The following is a 16320-nucleotide window of genomic DNA, read 5'->3' as shown; positions in this document are numbered from 1 at the left end:
TTGCGTGCCCTCGCCGCTCCGCAGACTTTTGGCACGTTTGAAGGTCAGCCTGTGCTGCAAGCCACCATACTCTCACCAGCGGGCGCGGTTGCAAACATCCTGAACTGGGGTGCTGTCATTCGGGACTTGAAGGTACCACTGAAGGATGGAAGCTTGCAGCGGGTGGTGCTCGGTTTTGATGACTTTGATTCCTATTTGACAAAATCACCTTATTTTGGAGCACTTGTAGGACGCTATGCCAACAGGATATCGAATGGCCAGTTCACATTGGGTGGCAAGACCGTAGAGCTTGACCGAAATGAGAACGGAAAACAGACTCTTCACGGTGGAAGTGGAGGTGTTTCCCAGAAGCTATGGAGGATAGTTGACTGGAATGCCTCGTCGGTCACTTTGGGCATCCACTTACCCGATGGTGATCAAGGGTTTCCCGGTAATATGGACGTGCAATGCACCTACTCCTTTGTGGGCGACGCCACTTTGAGAGTGTCGGTTGAGGCTACGAGTGACGCAACAACAATAGCAAATTTCGCTCAGCACTCATATTTCAACCTGGATGGATCGAGCGATGTTCGCGATCATGATCTGCGCATCTTTTCGGAAGCCTATACACCGGTAGATTCAGATCTCATACCAACAGGCGAGATCTCTCTGGTTGCTGGAACCCCGTTTGATTTTTGCAAGCAGCGCAAGATAAGGAGCGAGCAAGGAATTACTTTTGATCATAATTTCGTTCTCTCGTATCCTTTGAACAGCGGTTTGCGCCAAGCTGCGTTGCTCACCGGAAATAATGGGCTTTCGATGGAAATCCACACCAGTGAACCTGGCCTCCAGTTTTACGATGGAGCAATGATCCCTGCTCTCAGAGGTCTTGGCGGCGTACATTACGATTTACATGCTGGACTCTGCCTTGAGGCTCAGAATTTTCCAGATGGGCCAAACCAGCTCAACTTTCCAAGCGGGTTGCTTATGCCGGATGAAATTTACCGGCAAACCACGGAATTCCGCTTCAAAGCTTTGTAGTCAGTTGCCAACTGCAGGTTCTCGTCCTATTCCAATTATAGAACACTGGAGGAATTATGAGCACAAATGTTGCATTGACGGGTTTGGCGCGGGACATGCAGGCGCGCGCTGATACAGGTCGCCCTATACGCATCGGTCTGATCGGCTCTGGCGAAATGGGGACAGATATCGTTACCCGCGTTGCCCATATGCCGGGTATTGAAATCGGCGCTATTTCCGAACTGAATACGCCAAACGCTTTGAAGGCAGTTGATATTGCCTATCGCGAAGAAGGGCATTCCCGCGAAGTCTCCAATTCTTCTGCGCTGACTGAGGCAATGGAAGCAGGAAAGATCGCTGTAACGAATGACGCGAATCTTATTCTTGAGAACGGTTTGATTGACGTCGTTATTGATGCGACGGGTGTGCCGGCTGTGGGAGCGGAGATCGGCCTGCGTGCAATGGAGCATGGCAAGCATCTGGTGATGATGAATGTCGAAGCTGATGTCACCATTGGGGCCTATCTGAAAAGCGAGGCCGACCGCCTTGGAGTGACCTATTCGCTCGGTGCTGGCGATGAGCCTTCATCTTGCATGGAATTGATCGAGTTTGTCTCGGCAATGGGGCACCCTATCGTTGCTGCTGGAAAGGGCAAAAACAACCCGCTGAACATTGATGCGATTCCTGATGATTACGAGGAAGAAGCAGCTCGACGTCATATGAATGTGCGTATGCTCGTCGAGTTCGTCGATGGCTCAAAGACTATGGTTGAAATGGCAGCGATTGCAAATGCCACCGGCCTTGTGCCGGATAAGCCGGGTATGCATGGTCCAGCCGCTACGCTTGACCAGCTTTCCAAAGTGCTCGTGCCGGAGAAAGATGGGGGCGTACTGTCTCGGGTGGGCGTCGTTGACTACTCCATTGGTAAGGGAGTGGCACCAGGCGTTTTTGTTATTGCCGATATGTCTCATCCCCGCATATCGGAGCGCATGGAAGATTTGAAGATGGGCAAAGGTCCATATTTTACATTCCACCGCCCCTATCATCTGACCTCTCTTGAAGTGCCTCTCACTTGCGCTCGCGTGGTTTTGTACGGCAAGGCAGATATGGTTCCATTGGCAAAACCTGTTGCAGAAGTTTGTGCTGTAGCCAAAAAAGATTTGAGACCTGGCGACAAGCTCGATGCCATTGGCGAATATTGCTATCGCGCTTGGATCATGACTGCACCGGAAGCTCGCTCAGCTGGCGCGATTCCTTGCGGATTGTTGCAAGGTGGAACGGTCACTGCCTCGATCAAGAAAGGTGAACTGATAACTAGTGCCAATGCGGCGCCAGTTCCGGGATCCAAGATTGTCGAGCTGCGGGCCCGTCAAGACAAGCTCGTCTATGGCAATTAGATCAAGTTTTATTTCGCTATCGTAACGAGCGAAACTTTCATTTAAATAACAGGTAGTTAGGCGGGGATTATTCTCGCGCCTAGCTTGTGTTAAGCGTGTATAAATCGGCCGATAATCTTGCAAAAGACGTGTCAAGTACCAATATTAATAATTGGTTAACGACTGAGTCTTTGATGCAGGAGCGTGCCGTGCCAGCCTATCAAGTGAAGTTTGCTTATCTGACAAAATACAAGCAGTCTCGCCATCTGTTTCACCAATTGGTTATTGCTGATGATGAAGCGAGCGCTCTTGCACAGGGTCGCGAGCTTATGAGTAAACGCTCGCCCGCTGCCCGTATAGTGCATGAGGCTTGCACACTTCGCCCGGATAGTTCTGAGGTGGAAAGTGCCACCGCACATGGCTGGAAGCTTGATGATAACTGGTGGTCGCGTCCGATCAAGCCCGATGATGACCTTGCAGCTATTGCAAAGCATGGCTTCACGCATAGCAACCATATTCATGCCAAGTCGGCGATGGATTGCGTTGCGATTGACAAATACGCGGCCTGATCAAAGATCAGTCCGCACAGCCCATAGCTCGGGGAAGAGCACAACGTCCAGCATCTTCCGCAAATAATTTACCCCGGACGTTCCGCCCGTCCCCGTTTTAAATCCGATAATACGCTCGACGGTCGTGACATGATTGAAACGCCAACGTCGGAAATAATCTTCGAAATCGACCAGCTTTTCAGCAAGCTCATAAAGCGGCCAATATGCTTCCGGATCGCGGTAGATCGTTAGCCATGCTGTGCGGACGCTTTCATTTGGCTCGTAGGAGAGTGAATAATCACGGGTCACTACCGATGGATCGATTGAGAACCCTTTTCTGGCCAAGAATCGGATTGATTGGTCGTAGATGCTTGGTGCATTCAAAATTCCCGTAAGCCAGGTATGAATGTCCGCTTTATGTGCATGGGGACGCATCATCGCTGCGTTTTTATTGCCTGCCAAAAATTCGATTGCTCGATATTGGAACGACTGAAACCCCGAGGACATGCCGAGCGCCTCTCGAAATGTCGTGTATTCGCTGGGCGTCATTGTGCGGAGCACGTCCCATGCCGAGTTCAATTGATCGAGAATGCGCGAAACGCGGGCAAGCATTTTGAATGAAGGCGCAAGGTCGTCTTTGGCAATATGATCGCAGACTGATGTCAGTTCGTGAATAACGAGGCGCATCCAAATTTCTGATGCCTGATGCTGTACGATAAAGAGCATCTCGTCATGTGCGTCGGAAAGAGGGGCCTGCGCGGTCAAAATAGTATCGAGCCGCAGATAGTCCCCGTAGGACATGCGACCGTCAAATGACATTTGCGCACCTTCACCCGAAGGATCGTAGGGAGTGCGCGTCATGTGACTGCTCCAAGCACGCGATACTCGTCAGAATCCCAGCTTCGCGTCGCCAGAATATCCTCGAGAATAGCGATCGCTTGTTCGGCATCGGCAAAGCTCAGATAAAGAGGTGTAAATCCGAAGCGTATAATGTCGGGTGCCCGGAAATCACCGATCACGCCACGAGCGATCAATGCTTGCATGATGGCATAGCCATTCTGGCAGGAATAAGAAACCTGACTGCCACGTTGATCTGCTTCACGGGGCGTGACCAACGACAAGCCATAATCACCCGCGAATTTATCAATGCCTTCGATGAAATAGTCGCACAGCGCTACCGATTTGGCGCGCAGAGCGTTCATGTCGACATCGTCCCATAGTGACAGTGCCTCATCCAAGGCAACCATGCCCAGAACTTGCGGTGTGCCACAGAGATATTGTTCTATGCCATTGGATGGTGAGTATGCCGTCTCGAAGTTGAACGGTGCACGGTGTCCAAACCAACCTGATAGCGGCTGGTTAAAAGCTCCCTGATGGCGTGGATTGACGTATAGAAAAGCCGGAGCACCGGGCCCCCCATTTAGGTACTTATATCCGCATCCGATAGCAAAATCGGCGTCCGCCCCACTCAGATCGACAGGCATCGCACCCGCCGAGTGGGCGAGATCCCACACCACGAGAATGCCATTATCGTGCGCTGCCTTTGTTATCGCTGCCATGTCGTGGCGATAACCCGTACGATAATTGACATGAGTTAGCATGAGAACAGCCACGTCGCGATCAAGCGCGTCTAAAACGTCATTCGGCCCGTCGATGAGAACCAACTGGTGACCTTTACCGATCTGTTTTGCAACACCTTCGGCGATGTAAAGGTCCGTTGGAAAGTTCTCTTTTTCTGAAACAATTTTGCCGCGACCGGGGTTAAGACCGAGCGCAGCTGATAGGACCTTGAAAAGATTTATGGATGTGCTGTCAGCGGCAACGACCGAGTCTTGCGGTGCTCCAACCAGACGGGCGATCTTATTTCCAACGCGTTGTGGAAGATGCACCCAATCAGCAGTGTTCCAGCTGCGGATAAGTTGTTCGCCCCATTCCTCACTAATGGTTTTTGCTACCCGCTGTTTCACGCTCTTTGGCAGCGCGCCGAGTGAATTTCCATCAAGGTAAATCACGTCAGTTGGCAGTTCGAACCTGTCACGAAATGACTTCAACGGATCGGATTGGTCAGCCAAATTGGCTTTGGGATTTTTCATGAGTATTGTTGTTCCATCAAGCTGCTGTATCGACGGTGGTTATTCCACTTGCGCGTGCCAGTTTCAAAAAAGCTTCTTTCGCGAGGCGAACATGATCAATCATTAGTCTTTCTGCTTTTGCCTTGTCCCGGGCGAGAGCAGCCTCAAGCAAAGCCGTGTGCGCGTCTATCCCCAACGCTTCGCGGGAAAGGATTTGCTCTCCATCTCCTCGTCCCTCGGCGGTACGGTTGAGATGATCTATCCGTAGGATAATGTGGCGACGATAACGCTGTAGCTGCGCTGTCGTTTGCTGTGCGAAATTCATAAGCCATTTTGACGATGTGCCCGCGATCAATGCCAGATGAAATTCCGCATGGGCCATATCCCACGCATCAATGGCTTCAGATTGGGAAAAGGAGTTTGGTGTCGTGCAGGTGGTCAGGCGATAATGTGCGCTGACCAGATTTGCTTCCCAATCACGGTTGCCTTCCTCAATGGAGCGTGTGAGTAATTGAGTTTCAATCACAGATCTGGCTGTTTCGAGATCCTCCAGTTCTTCCAAGGTCATTGTCGCGACACGGAAACCCTTATTGGCTTCAGTTGTGACAAAGTTTTCGGCATGAAGGCGATTTAGCGCCTCGCGCATGGGTGTGGCACTGGTGCCAAGTTCTTGGGCGATAGTCCGCAAACGCAGTGACTGTCCGGGTCGCAGTTCCCCATTGAGAATGCGGGATCGGAGTACTGCGTATAGGCCATCAGATTTTACGCTATCGGCCATCATTTCCCTTTGTGGTGCCGTCAACAATTCTCGTATTGTATATCATTTCACGTTTGTTATACTATTTTCAAGCTTTACAGAGCGGAACATACAAAAAAGGGAGAATCGGATGATTTCGGCAAACAAACTGGCCCGTTTGGCTATCGGAACGGCATTGGGGTTGGCTTTGGGACTGGGCGCTGCGGCAGCGGAAACACGCATTGGCATTGCTCAATTCGGCAAGCATCCTCAGCTGGATGAAACGGTTACAGCCTTCAAGGCCGAAATGACCAAGCTGGGTGTGACTGATGCAGTTTACGACGAATTGCAGGTAAACTTTGATGCAACGTTGATCCCCCAGATGGTGACAAAGCTTGCATCCAACAGTCCTAAACTCATTCTTGCTGTGACCACGCCGGTTGCACAGGGTGCACGCCAGATTGTCGGAAGTACCAATACGCCGGTCGTTTTTGCTGCCGTCACCGACCCGGTCGCTGCCAAGCTGACCCCTTCATGGGAAGCGGGCGACAAAGCCATGACCGGGGCGTCTGATCTACAGGATGTTGCTTCGGTAATTACTTTCATCAAAAAGCTGCTGCCGGATGCAAAGCGCGTCGCTTATCTTTACAACCCTGGCGAAGACAATGACGTTGCGGTTCTGAAGCTGATGCAGGAAATCACCAAGGCGCAGGGCATGGAACTCGTTGAGGTGGGCCTCGACAACACGAACGACATTCCGATCCGCGTCGGCTCACTGGCCGGCAAGGCTGACGTTATCTATGTACCGGGCTCGAATTTGGTGCAGCCAGCTGTTCCTGCAGTTGCTGCTGCAGCGCTCAGTATCAATATCCCTGTCGTAAATGCGTCAGCGCAAGCAGTGCGGGATGGCCTCGTCGCAGCTGCCTTTGAGGTTTCGTACACAAAGGTTGGCCAGAATGCAGCGAAACTTGCTTCTGAGATACTGGCAGGAAAATCGACAGAAAGCCTGGCACCAATCAAGCCGGCTTATGAAGATCACGCAGCTGCCATAAATGAAGCCGTTTTGGCAAAAACGGGTCAAAAAGTTCCGGATAGTCTCAAGGATTGCGGTTGTTTCGTTAAATAAGCCTTCTCTTGCACGCCATATGCATATAGTTCCCGCTTCAGTAGCGGGAACTATCATATTATAGCGGCTCAGCATCAAGGGGCTCACATGACCGATATGCTCTCCGTCAAGGACGGCACCAAAATCTTCTATCGTGGCACGCAGGACGAACGCCGCGCGCTCGACGGTTTGAACGTAACGCTGAAATCCGGTGATTTTTGTATCGTCATTGGCAGCAATGGGGCAGGAAAGTCGAGTTTCCTCAATGCCGTCTCCGGTAAGTTACCGCTGGATTCCGGCAGAATTTCCATTGATGGTCAAGATGTTACGAAACTGAATGCTCATCGCCGCGCCCAATTTATCGCTCGGGTCTTTCAGGATCCGATGATAGGCACGGCGCCTACCATGACCATTGGTGAGAATATGCTTCTAGCCGAGTTGCGAGGGAAACCGCGAGGGTTTTCTTACGGACTTACAGCGGCCCGTCGTGCGCGATACAGCCAGCAATTGGCCGAGCTGAATCTTGGGCTGGAGAATCGTCTCGATATGCAGGTCGGATTGCTTTCTGGAGGGCAGCGTCAGTCGCTTTCGCTGGTGATGGCTGTTTCAACGCATCCCAAGTTACTGTTGCTTGACGAACATACCGCTGCTCTGGACCCGCGCACAGCCAAGCTCGTGATGGATACGACCGTGCGGGCAGTCGATGAACTGAAGCTCACGACAATGATGGTCACGCACAACATGGAGCATGCCATCAACTACGGCAACAGGATCATCATGATGGATGCCGGAAAGGTCCTCGTGGATATAGGCCCGGAAGAAAAGCGGGGCATTACAGTGCCCAGCCTTATAGACAGGTTTCATACGAAATCTGATGCAATCGCGTTGCAAGGGGCCTGAAATGCTGGATGTTTTCAACAGTTTCTATGGGCTAATTCCCGTCACGATTGCGCAGAGCCTTATAGTATCCTTCGTTGTACTTGGCGTTATGCTGCCTTTCCGAATACTGAACTTTCCCGATCTTACCTCTGAGGGCGCATTTCCACTCGGCGGTTGTGTCTGCGGTACATTGATCGCGGCCGGCATAAACCCCTTCCTGGCGGTTTTTGTCGCGCTGCTTTGTGGATTTGCCGCGGGATGCACAACGGCATTCATTCACTTGCGCTTCAAGATCAACACGCTGCTTGCCGGTATCTTGGTAATGACGATGCTTTACAGCATCAATTTGCGCATTATGGGCCGCACCAATATTCCCCTTTTCACCTATGATACGACGTTCACGCTTCTGGCAGGTCCAGCCGCCAATTTTGCTTGGGTCAAAATTGCCATTGTGGGCGCTTTGATCGCACTCGTTGTTGCAGCGATGCTGTACTTCTTTATGTCAGAGAAAGGCACTTCAATGCGGGCGGTTGGTGCCAGTCCGGATATGGCCGAAGCACAAGGTATCAACGTCAGCACGGCGACGATCATAGGTGTTGGTGCGGCCAGCGCGCTTTCGGCAACTGGCGGAAGTATCATGGTGCAGACCCAAGGGTTTGCGGACGTCAATATGGGATTTGGCATTCTGATCAACGGCCTTGCGGCGCTTATCATAGGTGAAGCCATCACTGGTCGCCAGACAATCCTGCGCCAGATACTGGCTCCGGTTGTTGGTTCGTTGATTTATTATCAGCTGATTTCGTTCTGCTTGACGCTCGGGCTTGCTCCTGCAGATCTTAAATTCGCTACAGGTGCCTTTGTACTATTGATGCTGGCCCTGCCAAACCTTCGTAAATCAGGTGGCAGTAGTCAGATTCGTGAGAAAATAAGGGAGTAATCCGCAAATCGGGGGGACGATCGTGACGGATGCTATCGACTGGGATGATGCCTATTCAAATTTTGCCTATATTCCGGATGGTGCCAGCTATCCGGATAAATGGCGCAAGGAAGCAACTAATTTCCGAGCGGAAATGGATGATAAAGGCCTGCTGAGAGCCGATATCGCCTATGGCCCTGATCTTCGTAACCGCCTCGATCTTTTCATGCCATGGGGTGGTCTCCAGGGACTCGTTGTTTTTATCCATGGGGGCTATTGGAAAGAGGATTTCGATAAAACTGTGTGGTCACATCTGGCAAAAGGCGCTCATGCGCACGGCTTTGCAGTCGCAATTCCTTCCTATGTGCTTTGCCCACAAGTCCGCATCAGCGACATAACTGTGCAAGTCGGCCTTGCTATTAGCAGAGCTGCTGCTGAAATAGCCGGGCCAATCCATTTGACTGGGCATTCGGCAGGTGGGCACCTGGTGGCACGGATGGTTACGGCAACGTCACCGCTGCCTCAGGCGATCCGGCAGCGCATTCGCAAGACAGTACCGATTTCGGCCCTTACTGATCTGCGGCCCTTAATGAAGACGAAAATGAACGAGACTCTTCATCTGGACGCTATCGAGGCACGCCTGGAAAGCCCTTCACTACTTGAGCCTCAGGAGGGAATTGATGTTACTGCATGGGTCGGGGCGGCAGAACGCCCGGAGTTTGTCAGGCAGAACGCATTGCTTGCTAATATTTGGTCAGGGTTCGATTGTAGCATCAATGCAGTTGAGGAATCCGAAAAACACCACGCCAATATTATTGAAGGCCTGACAGAGCCGGATCATCCGCTCACACGCAGCCTGCTTTGCCTTTAACAAAAAGGCTGCCAGGATTGGGATATCATCCTGGCAGCCTTTTTACCGATTTATTGCAATTGAGGGATCAGGCGCTAAGACGCTTTGAATCCTCAATTATCATCGCATTGCTCGGCAAACCGAGCGCGTGAGCAATGCGCTCAAGCTTGCTCGGATCGGAATTTTGACCACTTTCAATGGTCTCGATTTCAAGAGATGTCAGACCGCACGAAACGGCCAGATCTTCAATTGAGTACCCGAATTGTTCGCGAAACGCCCTGACAATATTAATTCCATTGGCTAACGCCGTCGTAATCGTTTCTGGCAATGAATAGTTATCGATGGTTTTGTTCATCGCTTTGCTCCTAACGTGAATGGTTTGGTTAACAAATCGGAAGGCAGAACTTATACGTCCATCGTTCTGGATCAACCCTTTTATGTCTGTTCACATAAAACGTGATCGAAAAACTATGTTGAAAGCTTGCCTTAAAGTGGCACCAAATTTCGGTAAGATGACAAATATGCCGATCGTTGACTTGACCAATTGCTGAAGAATATCAGTGGATTGTAACGCCGCTGTGTCACTTGCAGCTCGATATATATAGGTAGAACGCTATGAAAAAGAAGGCTTTTGGTCAGATTTATTTCACAGGTTTGATTGTTAGCTTTGTAACATTTGCCTCAATGCTTTCTGGTTGCGCTCAAGTCTATTACGGCACCTTTCGCTATGAGGCCAATTGCATGGATCGTCCAGTCAATGATGACGTGGTTTGCAAAGTGAAGAGGACGAGATAGCCCGGTTCCCGGGCCATCTCCGCTCTGGATTCAGACAGAAACGTCGAGTGTGGCTTGGGTTTTTGCTTTAATTTCTTCCACAGTCACGCCGGGTGCAATTTCGATCAAAGTCATTTTGGGGGCTCCGCGCCTTTCAATGGTGAAAACACCAAGATCAGTAATAACAAGGTCCGTTACGCGCTGGCCCGTCAGGGGTAGCGTGCATTCTTCAAGCAGTTTGGCTTCGCCCTTTGCCTCATGCTCCATAACCACAACGACTTTCTTGACGCCTGCGACCAGGTCCATGGCGCCGCCCATGCCCTTGACCATCTTGCCAGGCACCATCCAATTTGCCAGATCACCATTGCGGGCAACCTGCATCGCGCCAAGGATGGAAAGGTCGATGTGTCCACCACGGATCATTCCAAAACTGTCAGCACCGTTAAAATAGCTGGTCGTAGGCAATTGGGTGATCGTTTGCTTACCCGCATTTATGAGGTCCGCATCCTCTTCGCCTTCGTAAGGAAATGGCCCCATACCAAGCATGCCATTCTCGCTTTGGAGCTGTACACTCATGCCAGTCGGGATGTAATTGGCAACCAATGTGGGAATACCGATCCCGAGGTTGACGTAGAACCCGTCTTCTAGCTCCTGTGCTGCCCGCTCAGCCATTTGATCGCGTGTCCAAGCCATTTCAGTTCACTCCGCTTGCAGCGACGAGCCGCGGTCGGGTCGTCCTTTGTTCAATATGTTTGGTCGGATTTGGCACATGTACGATCCGCTTTACGAAAATGCCGGGCGTATGAATATGATCGCCATCAATCGTGCCCGCATCTACCAGATGTTCGACTTCTGCTACCGTGAACTTTGAAGCCGTTGCCATGATCGGATTGAAGTTACGAGCGGTTTTCCGATAAACGAGATTGCCTTCGGTATCCCCTTTATAGGCATGGACGATGGAGAGATCGGCGAAAAGGCCGCGTTCCATGACATAGGATTCGCCATCAAATTCGCGAACGTCTTTGCCTTCAGCAATGATGGTGCCGACGCCGGTTTTGGTGAAGAAGGCTGGAATGCCCGCACCCCCTGCACGGATACGCTCGGCAAGTGTGCCCTGTGGATTGAACTCGAGTTCCAGCTCACCCGAAAGATATTGTTGCGCAAAGAGTTTATTTTCGCCCACATAAGACGAGATCATTTTCCGGATTTGCTTGGTTTCCAGCAACACACCGAGGCCAATGCCATCGACACCGGCGTTGTTGGATATCACGGTAAGGTCTTTGACGCCGGAATCTCGTATGGCGTAAATCAGCGCTTCGGGAATACCGCATAGACCGAACCCGCCAGCCATGATTGTCATGCCGTCGAACAATACGCCTGCCAGCGCGTCACTGACGTTTGATTGAACTTTTTTCAAGAATAGTCTCCCATTTGTCTACTCCTCTGTCTCAACGGTAGGACTTGTGCCGGTACTACAGATAGTCGTATTAATACGGTATGATAGCACCGGAGTTTTCCAGTCCCGACATTGTGAATGCTGCAAGCGGCAAACGCTTCCAGTTAACGGAGCTGCCAGTCCCGATGGTTTACGCGACACACCGTATCATAAGGGATTGCAATTCCGAATTCGCTGAAATGTTCGGTTATGAGCGGGCAGAGCTGTTGGACCAGAGTTTCAGCCGGCTCTATCCCAAGATAAGGGATTTCGTTCGCACCGGCGAGATGTGGCGAGGCAATCTTGGAGGAGGCAAAGTGTACTACGACGAGCGTCTCATGCGCCGCCGGGATGGAAGCAGCTTCTGGTGCCGTGTTCGCGGACGCAGCCGTAATCAGACTGATCCATTTGCCGAAGCACTATATTGTTTTGAACCAACGAACCGTGCGGTTGCAGGTGATATCGGTCTGATTTCCGACCGACAGAAACAGGTTCTGACTTTGGTTTCACAGGGTAAGACCAATGCGCAGATCGCGCTTGAAATCGGCTTGTCTAAACGCACTGTCGAAGCGCATCGCGCACGCCTCATGCGCGCCCACGCGCTCCGTAACAGTGCCGAACTTATTGCGTGGTTCTCAAGTCTGCGTTGATTAGAAAGAGGCAGCGCTTTTGGGTCTCCAGACGAGCAGTCGATTTTCAACCAGCGTTACCAGCCAATCGACGAGAATGACGAAAAAAGTCAGCACAAACATTCCTGCAAACACGCCGGTAACATCAAATACGCTTTCTGCCTCATGGATCAGATAACCAAGCCCCGCGGCCGAGCCCAAATATTCTCCAACCACTGCGCCGACTACAGCAAAGCCAACCGAAGTATGGAGTGATGAGAACATCCAGGACAACGCCGAAGGCATATAAACGTGGCGCAATAATTGGCGTCCGTTCATGCCAAGCATGCGCGCGTTGGACAGGACAGCAGGGCTGACTTCTTTGACACCCTGATAGACGTTGAAGAACACGATAAAGAAAACGAGTGTCACGCCAAGGGCCACTTTCGACCAGATGCCAAGTCCCAACCAAAGTGCAAAGATTGGAGCAAGGACAACACGCGGCAAAGCATTGGCTGCCTTCACGTAGGGATCAAACACCGCTGCAAGCAGGGGTTTACGCGCGAACCAGAAGCCAATAATCACGCCACCTAACGAGCCAATTACGAATGCCAGCGCGGCTTCTGTTAGCGTGATCCCAAGGTGATACCAGATAGATCCATCGGCAAACCAGTCAACGATACGTGCACCGACAGCCAGCGGTTCGGCAAAGAAAAAGCTGATGGTCTTAGGATTGCCGATAAGTGTTGTTGTCGAAGCAATGTGCCAGACGACGAGAACAATAACCGCTACGAGAATTTGCAGGAGAAAAAGAATGCCTCGATTCATGATGTTTTTTCCGTCTGCCGGTAACCCTTGAGCACTTCTTCTTTCAAGGCATTCCAGATTTCCCGATGCACCTCATGGAATTGTGGTTCGGATTTGATGTCGGCCATGTTGCGTGGGCGGGCGAGCGGAATTGTATAATCGCCGATGATGCGTGACGACGGCCCTGCCGACATGATTACAACCCGGTCCGCAAGCCCGATTGCCTCGTCGAGGTCGTGGGTCACGAACATCACTGCCTTGCGGTCCGCCGACCATAAATCGAGCAACAGATCCCCCATAATAAGGCGGGTTTGTGCATCAAGAGGCCCGAAAGGTTCATCCATCAATATAATTTTCGGGTCGCGTATAAGAACCTGGGCCAATCCTACGCGCTTGCGTTGCCCACCGGAAAGCATGTGCGGGTAGCGATCGCAAAAGGCAGACAGGCCGACTCTTTCGAGCCATAATCGGGCGCATTCCAAGGCTTCTCGCCGCGAAACACCTGCTACCTCGAGCCCTATTGCAACATTGTCGAGGGATGTCTTCCAGGGCATGAGCGAGTCCTGCTGGAAGAGATACCCTGCATGCCCATTGATCCCGCTATGTGTTTTGCCGAATATTTTAATCTGGCCACGCGCCGGTTTGAGCAGCCCGGCCGTTGCGTTTAACAAGGTGGATTTCCCGCAGCCTGTTGGTCCTACGATAGCGACAAATTCACGATCGCGAACACTTAGCTGGGTAGTGCCTACCGCTTCGTAAGTCGCTCCATTGGCCACAGGGAAGGCGATTGCAATGCCTTGCAGTTCTACAGCGTCTGCGCGGCTGGCTGTCTCAATTTTCAGTTCGGTCATCGGCTCTGTGCTTATCCTTTGATGAAACGATCATCGAAGGTGGCAGCAAGATCGATATCGGCTTTGGCAAACTCCGGGTCCAGTACCTTCAGGGTGTTGAGAACTGATTGCATACCCTCCATCGTCAAAACGCCATTGAGCGAGTAAGTGGGGAGCGAATTGGCAATTGCCTTCAGGTAAAGGGGTTTGTCGCCCAGCTGATATTCTGCCGGAACGGCATCGGCAATCTCCTCTGTGGAGGCACTGTGTAGCCACTTCAATGATTTTACAAAGGCATTGACCAAAGCTTTCGATGTGTTGGGGTTTGCGTCAGCAAATTCTTTTTTGACGTAGAGGACTGCTGCTGGATTTGACCCGCCAAACAGTGCCCGCGTCCCCTCCTCAGTGCGTGTATCTATGATCACCTTGATATCGCCGTCTGACTCAAGCTTGGCGATCACCGGGTCCAGATGGGAGATCACATCAACTTGGCCCTGCTTGATGGCAGCCACGGCACTGGCCCCACCACCGATACCGATCAGCGGCGCAGCATTGGCTTTGAGACCGGCTTTGACCATTGCATATTGTGCAGTCAGCGCAGTCGATGATCCAGGTGCTGTTACGCCAATTTTCAACCCTGTGAAATCCGCCGGAGATTTGACCTTTTCAGAGAGTTCCTTACGAACTGCAATCACAATGGCAGGAAACCGCCCGAGTTCACATAGGGCACGGACGTCCTGCCCTTTAGCCTGCATACGAATAGTGTGCTCGTAGGCTCCGGTCACAACATCAACAGAGCCGCCAATCAAGGCCTGCAAGGATTTGGCGCCGCCACCAAAATCGTTGACCGTTACGTCGAGGCCCTCTTCCTTGAAAAAGCCTTTTCGCTCGGCAATTGTCAGTGGGAGATAATAAAGAAGGGGTTTGCCGCCGACGCCCAAGGTAAGGCTGGTCTTTTCCAATGCACCAGCTGTTTGGGCGCCTGCTTTAACTGTTGACATGCCAAGCAGGGAAAGCGCTGCTGCACCAGCAAGAAATTGACGGCGTTCCATATTTCATCCTCCCAGATGTGGATTGCACAACGCTACTCTAGCTGCTGAAGATGCCAGCATGTCTGTGCATTTGTTTCCTCATTGTGAAAAAAGTTAGCATCAGGATTCTGGCAAGACAAGTAATTCCCGGAAATCTGCAAAAGGCACCAATCAAAGGTTCGCCTATATCTGTGATTTCAAATCAAGATGATACCGGGTGTGGCGACGCTCGCCGGTTTTGCTCAATGCCCCTTTTGCAACAAGGTCTTGCAGGTCTCTTGTTGCTGTCGCGCGTGATGTCTTGGCAATACTGATATAGTTCTCGGCACTCAGCCCGCCTTTAAAACCGCCTATACCTTCACGGAACACCCGTGCGATGACTTTTTCCTGTCGGGGATTCAATTGCCCACGGAAGTGATCGTAGAATTTTGCTTTGATTATGTAGAATTCCACACGTTCCAATGTGGTGCGTTGCGCCTCAAGTATGGTCTGCGCGAAGTAAATGAGCCATTCCGTAATCTCATTGGATTTATTGCTGATTTCCAGCATGTCGTAATACGCCTTGCGTGCTCTCTGGATTGTATAGGCGAGTGCAATAAGGCTTGGCTGCCCCAAATTTTGTGCAAGGGATTTTTCCGCAATTGCCCGCCCGATACGACCGTTACCGTCTTCAAAAGGGTGGATGCTGACAAAATAGAGATGTGCCAGACCGGCACGGGTTAAGGCGGGCAATGGTCTTGGCCCATTCGGAGATGTCTCGTTAAACCATTGCGAAAACAAATCCATTTCCCGGTTCATTTGTACCGATGGAGGTGCCTCAAAGTGAATTGTTGGTTTTTCGACCCGCCCGGACACCACTCGCATTGGCTCGCTATGTGTCCGGAATCCACCAACAACCTGGATACGGTCGGTGCTGCTTGTCATCAGCATTTTATGCCAGGCAAAGAGTGTTTCGTGGTCAAGAGGGGCCGCAAAAGACCGATAGAGGTTTACCATCATTTCAGAGATGCCGCGTTCAGCAGCCGGGATGGCTTGAGTATCGTATGCCAATCCGAATTGCTGGCGTAGGGATGTCTGCAGACTGTCTCGGTTGAGGAATTCACCTTCTATTTCCGAGGTCTTTAATGCCTCGTCGCTGATCAGTTCGACCCGCAGCATATCCCGATCATCGTCATTGACGTGACGGAACGCTCCAAAGAACTCGCCTGAGTGCAAAAGGAACTCGCGCTCCAGCGGCTCCAGTTTTGCGCTGTCATAGGTAAAGTTGGGCCAGTCAGCCTGCTGCCAGTTCCATGTCATGAGTTATAGAATGCCTCTCTATAGCTCACTATCGTTCGATATATGAGTTATAGCA

Annotated in this window: 18 protein-coding genes; 8 read left to right on the top strand and 10 right to left on the bottom strand. The window is 51.3% G+C overall.

The features are described 5' to 3' along the window. The 3 genes from PMI41_RS01665 to PMI41_RS01655 all read left to right on the top strand — a co-directional run bounded on the left by PMI41_RS01665 (nt 1) and on the right by PMI41_RS01655 (nt 2944). Nucleotides 1-1020 carry an aldose epimerase family protein gene (locus tag PMI41_RS01665; protein ID WP_008121096.1) on the top strand — a complete coding sequence of 340 codons (1020 nt, stop codon included), beginning with the start codon at nt 1-3 and terminating at the stop codon, nt 1018-1020. Between the two features lie 56 nt (nt 1021-1076). Further along, nucleotides 1077-2396: an NAD(P)H-dependent oxidoreductase gene (locus tag PMI41_RS01660; protein WP_008121094.1), complete on the top strand. Its 1320-nt coding sequence runs from the start codon at nt 1077-1079 to the stop codon at nt 2394-2396. Nucleotides 2397-2584: 188 nt separating this feature from the next. Continuing rightward, complete coding sequence (locus tag PMI41_RS01655; RefSeq protein ID WP_008121092.1) at nt 2585-2944, top strand: hypothetical protein; 360 nt, start codon at nt 2585-2587, stop codon at nt 2942-2944. Here PMI41_RS01655 and kynA read toward each other — a convergent pair whose 3' ends face one another. From kynA to PMI41_RS01640, 3 genes are read right to left on the bottom strand one after another with little or no spacing between them, the layout of a single operon-like run. Beyond that, nucleotides 2945-3784, bottom strand: a complete 840-nt coding sequence (gene kynA / locus PMI41_RS01650; RefSeq protein ID WP_008121089.1) for a tryptophan 2,3-dioxygenase — start codon at nt 3782-3784, stop codon at nt 2945-2947. Then, nucleotides 3781-5016 carry a kynureninase gene (gene kynU / locus PMI41_RS01645; protein ID WP_008121087.1) on the bottom strand — a complete coding sequence of 412 codons (1236 nt, stop codon included), beginning with the start codon at nt 5014-5016 and terminating at the stop codon, nt 3781-3783. Before kynU ends, kynA begins: the two co-directional genes overlap by 4 nt. A gap of 16 nt (nt 5017-5032) precedes the next feature. Beyond that, nucleotides 5033-5797: a GntR family transcriptional regulator gene (locus PMI41_RS01640; protein WP_157179269.1), complete on the bottom strand. Its 765-nt coding sequence runs from the start codon at nt 5795-5797 to the stop codon at nt 5033-5035. 85 nt (nt 5798-5882) lie between these two features. Here PMI41_RS01640 and PMI41_RS01635 point away from each other — a divergent pair, with 85 nt between their 5' ends. The 4 genes from PMI41_RS01635 (at nt 5883) to PMI41_RS01620 (ending at nt 9502) form a co-directional block, all read left to right on the top strand. Further along, nucleotides 5883-6857, top strand: coding sequence for an ABC transporter substrate-binding protein (locus PMI41_RS01635; RefSeq protein ID WP_008121083.1), 975 nt, complete (start codon nt 5883-5885; stop codon nt 6855-6857). A 96-nt stretch (nt 6858-6953) separates the two neighbouring features. Continuing rightward, entirely contained in the window at nt 6954-7736 is a 783-nt protein-coding gene (locus PMI41_RS01630) for an ABC transporter ATP-binding protein (protein WP_040853462.1), read from the top strand. A 1-nt stretch (nt 7737) separates the two neighbouring features. Continuing rightward, nucleotides 7738-8652, top strand: coding sequence for an ABC transporter permease (locus PMI41_RS01625; protein WP_008121080.1), 915 nt, complete (start codon nt 7738-7740; stop codon nt 8650-8652). Between the two features lie 22 nt (nt 8653-8674). Then, entirely contained in the window at nt 8675-9502 is an 828-nt protein-coding gene (locus PMI41_RS01620; RefSeq protein ID WP_008121078.1) for an alpha/beta hydrolase, read from the top strand. Between the two features lie 67 nt (nt 9503-9569). Here the strand turns inward: PMI41_RS01620 and PMI41_RS01615 are convergent, their stop codons facing one another. The 3 genes from PMI41_RS01615 to PMI41_RS01600 form a co-directional block, all read right to left on the bottom strand. Beyond that, entirely contained in the window at nt 9570-9836 is a 267-nt protein-coding gene (locus PMI41_RS01615) for a helix-turn-helix transcriptional regulator (protein WP_008121075.1), read from the bottom strand. 470 nt (nt 9837-10306) lie between these two features. Then, a complete protein-coding gene (locus PMI41_RS01605) occupies nt 10307-10948 on the bottom strand; it encodes a 3-oxoacid CoA-transferase subunit B (RefSeq protein WP_008121069.1) in 642 nt (213 codons plus the stop codon). A 1-nt stretch (nt 10949) separates the two neighbouring features. After that, nucleotides 10950-11672 carry a CoA transferase subunit A gene (locus tag PMI41_RS01600; protein ID WP_008121067.1) on the bottom strand — a complete coding sequence of 241 codons (723 nt, stop codon included), beginning with the start codon at nt 11670-11672 and terminating at the stop codon, nt 10950-10952. Between the two features lie 80 nt (nt 11673-11752). On the opposite strand from PMI41_RS01600, the gene PMI41_RS01595 reads away from it, so the two are divergent. Beyond that, complete coding sequence (locus PMI41_RS01595; RefSeq protein ID WP_081497083.1) at nt 11753-12340, top strand: PAS and helix-turn-helix domain-containing protein; 588 nt, start codon at nt 11753-11755, stop codon at nt 12338-12340. Here the strand turns inward: PMI41_RS01595 and PMI41_RS01590 are convergent, their stop codons facing one another. The 4 genes from PMI41_RS01590 to PMI41_RS01575 all read right to left on the bottom strand — a co-directional run bounded on the left by PMI41_RS01590 (nt 12341) and on the right by PMI41_RS01575 (nt 16265). Next, a complete protein-coding gene (locus tag PMI41_RS01590; protein WP_008121063.1) occupies nt 12341-13126 on the bottom strand; it encodes an ABC transporter permease in 786 nt (261 codons plus the stop codon). It lies immediately after the preceding gene. Continuing rightward, a complete protein-coding gene (locus PMI41_RS01585) occupies nt 13123-13956 on the bottom strand; it encodes an ABC transporter ATP-binding protein (protein ID WP_008121061.1) in 834 nt (277 codons plus the stop codon). The genes PMI41_RS01590 and PMI41_RS01585 overlap by 4 nt, the downstream gene beginning before the upstream one ends. A gap of 11 nt (nt 13957-13967) precedes the next feature. Beyond that, complete coding sequence (locus PMI41_RS01580) at nt 13968-14987, bottom strand: ABC transporter substrate-binding protein (RefSeq protein ID WP_008121060.1); 1020 nt, start codon at nt 14985-14987, stop codon at nt 13968-13970. Nucleotides 14988-15149: 162 nt separating this feature from the next. Further along, entirely contained in the window at nt 15150-16265 is a 1116-nt protein-coding gene (locus tag PMI41_RS01575) for a Fic family protein (protein WP_008121058.1), read from the bottom strand. Nucleotides 16266-16320: the final 55 nt, after the last annotated feature.

The organism is Phyllobacterium sp. YR531 (assembly GCF_000282595.1).
Lineage (GTDB): Bacteria > Pseudomonadota > Alphaproteobacteria > Rhizobiales > Rhizobiaceae > Phyllobacterium.
This window is presented reverse-complemented; position numbering and strand designations above follow the sequence as displayed.

Bases quoted from the DNA above. Each gene is read 5' to 3' on its own strand.
- PMI41_RS01660 (WP_008121094.1), top strand. From the start codon at position 1,077: ATGAGCACAAATGTTGCATTGACGGGTTTGGCGCGGGACATGCAGGCG.
- kynA (WP_008121089.1), bottom strand. From the start codon at position 3,784: ATGACGCGCACTCCCTACGATCCTTCGGGTGAAGGTGCGCAAATGTCA.
- kynU (WP_008121087.1), bottom strand. From the start codon at position 5,016: ATGAAAAATCCCAAAGCCAATTTGGCTGACCAATCCGATCCGTTGAAG.
- PMI41_RS01635 (WP_008121083.1), top strand. From the start codon at position 5,883: ATGATTTCGGCAAACAAACTGGCCCGTTTGGCTATCGGAACGGCATTG.
- PMI41_RS01630 (WP_040853462.1), top strand. From the start codon at position 6,954: ATGCTCTCCGTCAAGGACGGCACCAAAATCTTCTATCGTGGCACGCAG.
- PMI41_RS01625 (WP_008121080.1), top strand. From the start codon at position 7,738: ATGCTGGATGTTTTCAACAGTTTCTATGGGCTAATTCCCGTCACGATT.
- PMI41_RS01615 (WP_008121075.1), bottom strand. From the start codon at position 9,836: ATGAACAAAACCATCGATAACTATTCATTGCCAGAAACGATTACGACG.
- PMI41_RS01605 (WP_008121069.1), bottom strand. From the start codon at position 10,948: ATGGCTTGGACACGCGATCAAATGGCTGAGCGGGCAGCACAGGAGCTA.
- PMI41_RS01595 (WP_081497083.1), top strand. From the start codon at position 11,753: ATGATAGCACCGGAGTTTTCCAGTCCCGACATTGTGAATGCTGCAAGC.
- PMI41_RS01590 (WP_008121063.1), bottom strand. From the start codon at position 13,126: ATGAATCGAGGCATTCTTTTTCTCCTGCAAATTCTCGTAGCGGTTATT.
- PMI41_RS01585 (WP_008121061.1), bottom strand. From the start codon at position 13,956: ATGACCGAACTGAAAATTGAGACAGCCAGCCGCGCAGACGCTGTAGAA.
- PMI41_RS01580 (WP_008121060.1), bottom strand. From the start codon at position 14,987: ATGGAACGCCGTCAATTTCTTGCTGGTGCAGCAGCGCTTTCCCTGCTT.
- PMI41_RS01575 (WP_008121058.1), bottom strand. From the start codon at position 16,265: ATGACATGGAACTGGCAGCAGGCTGACTGGCCCAACTTTACCTATGAC.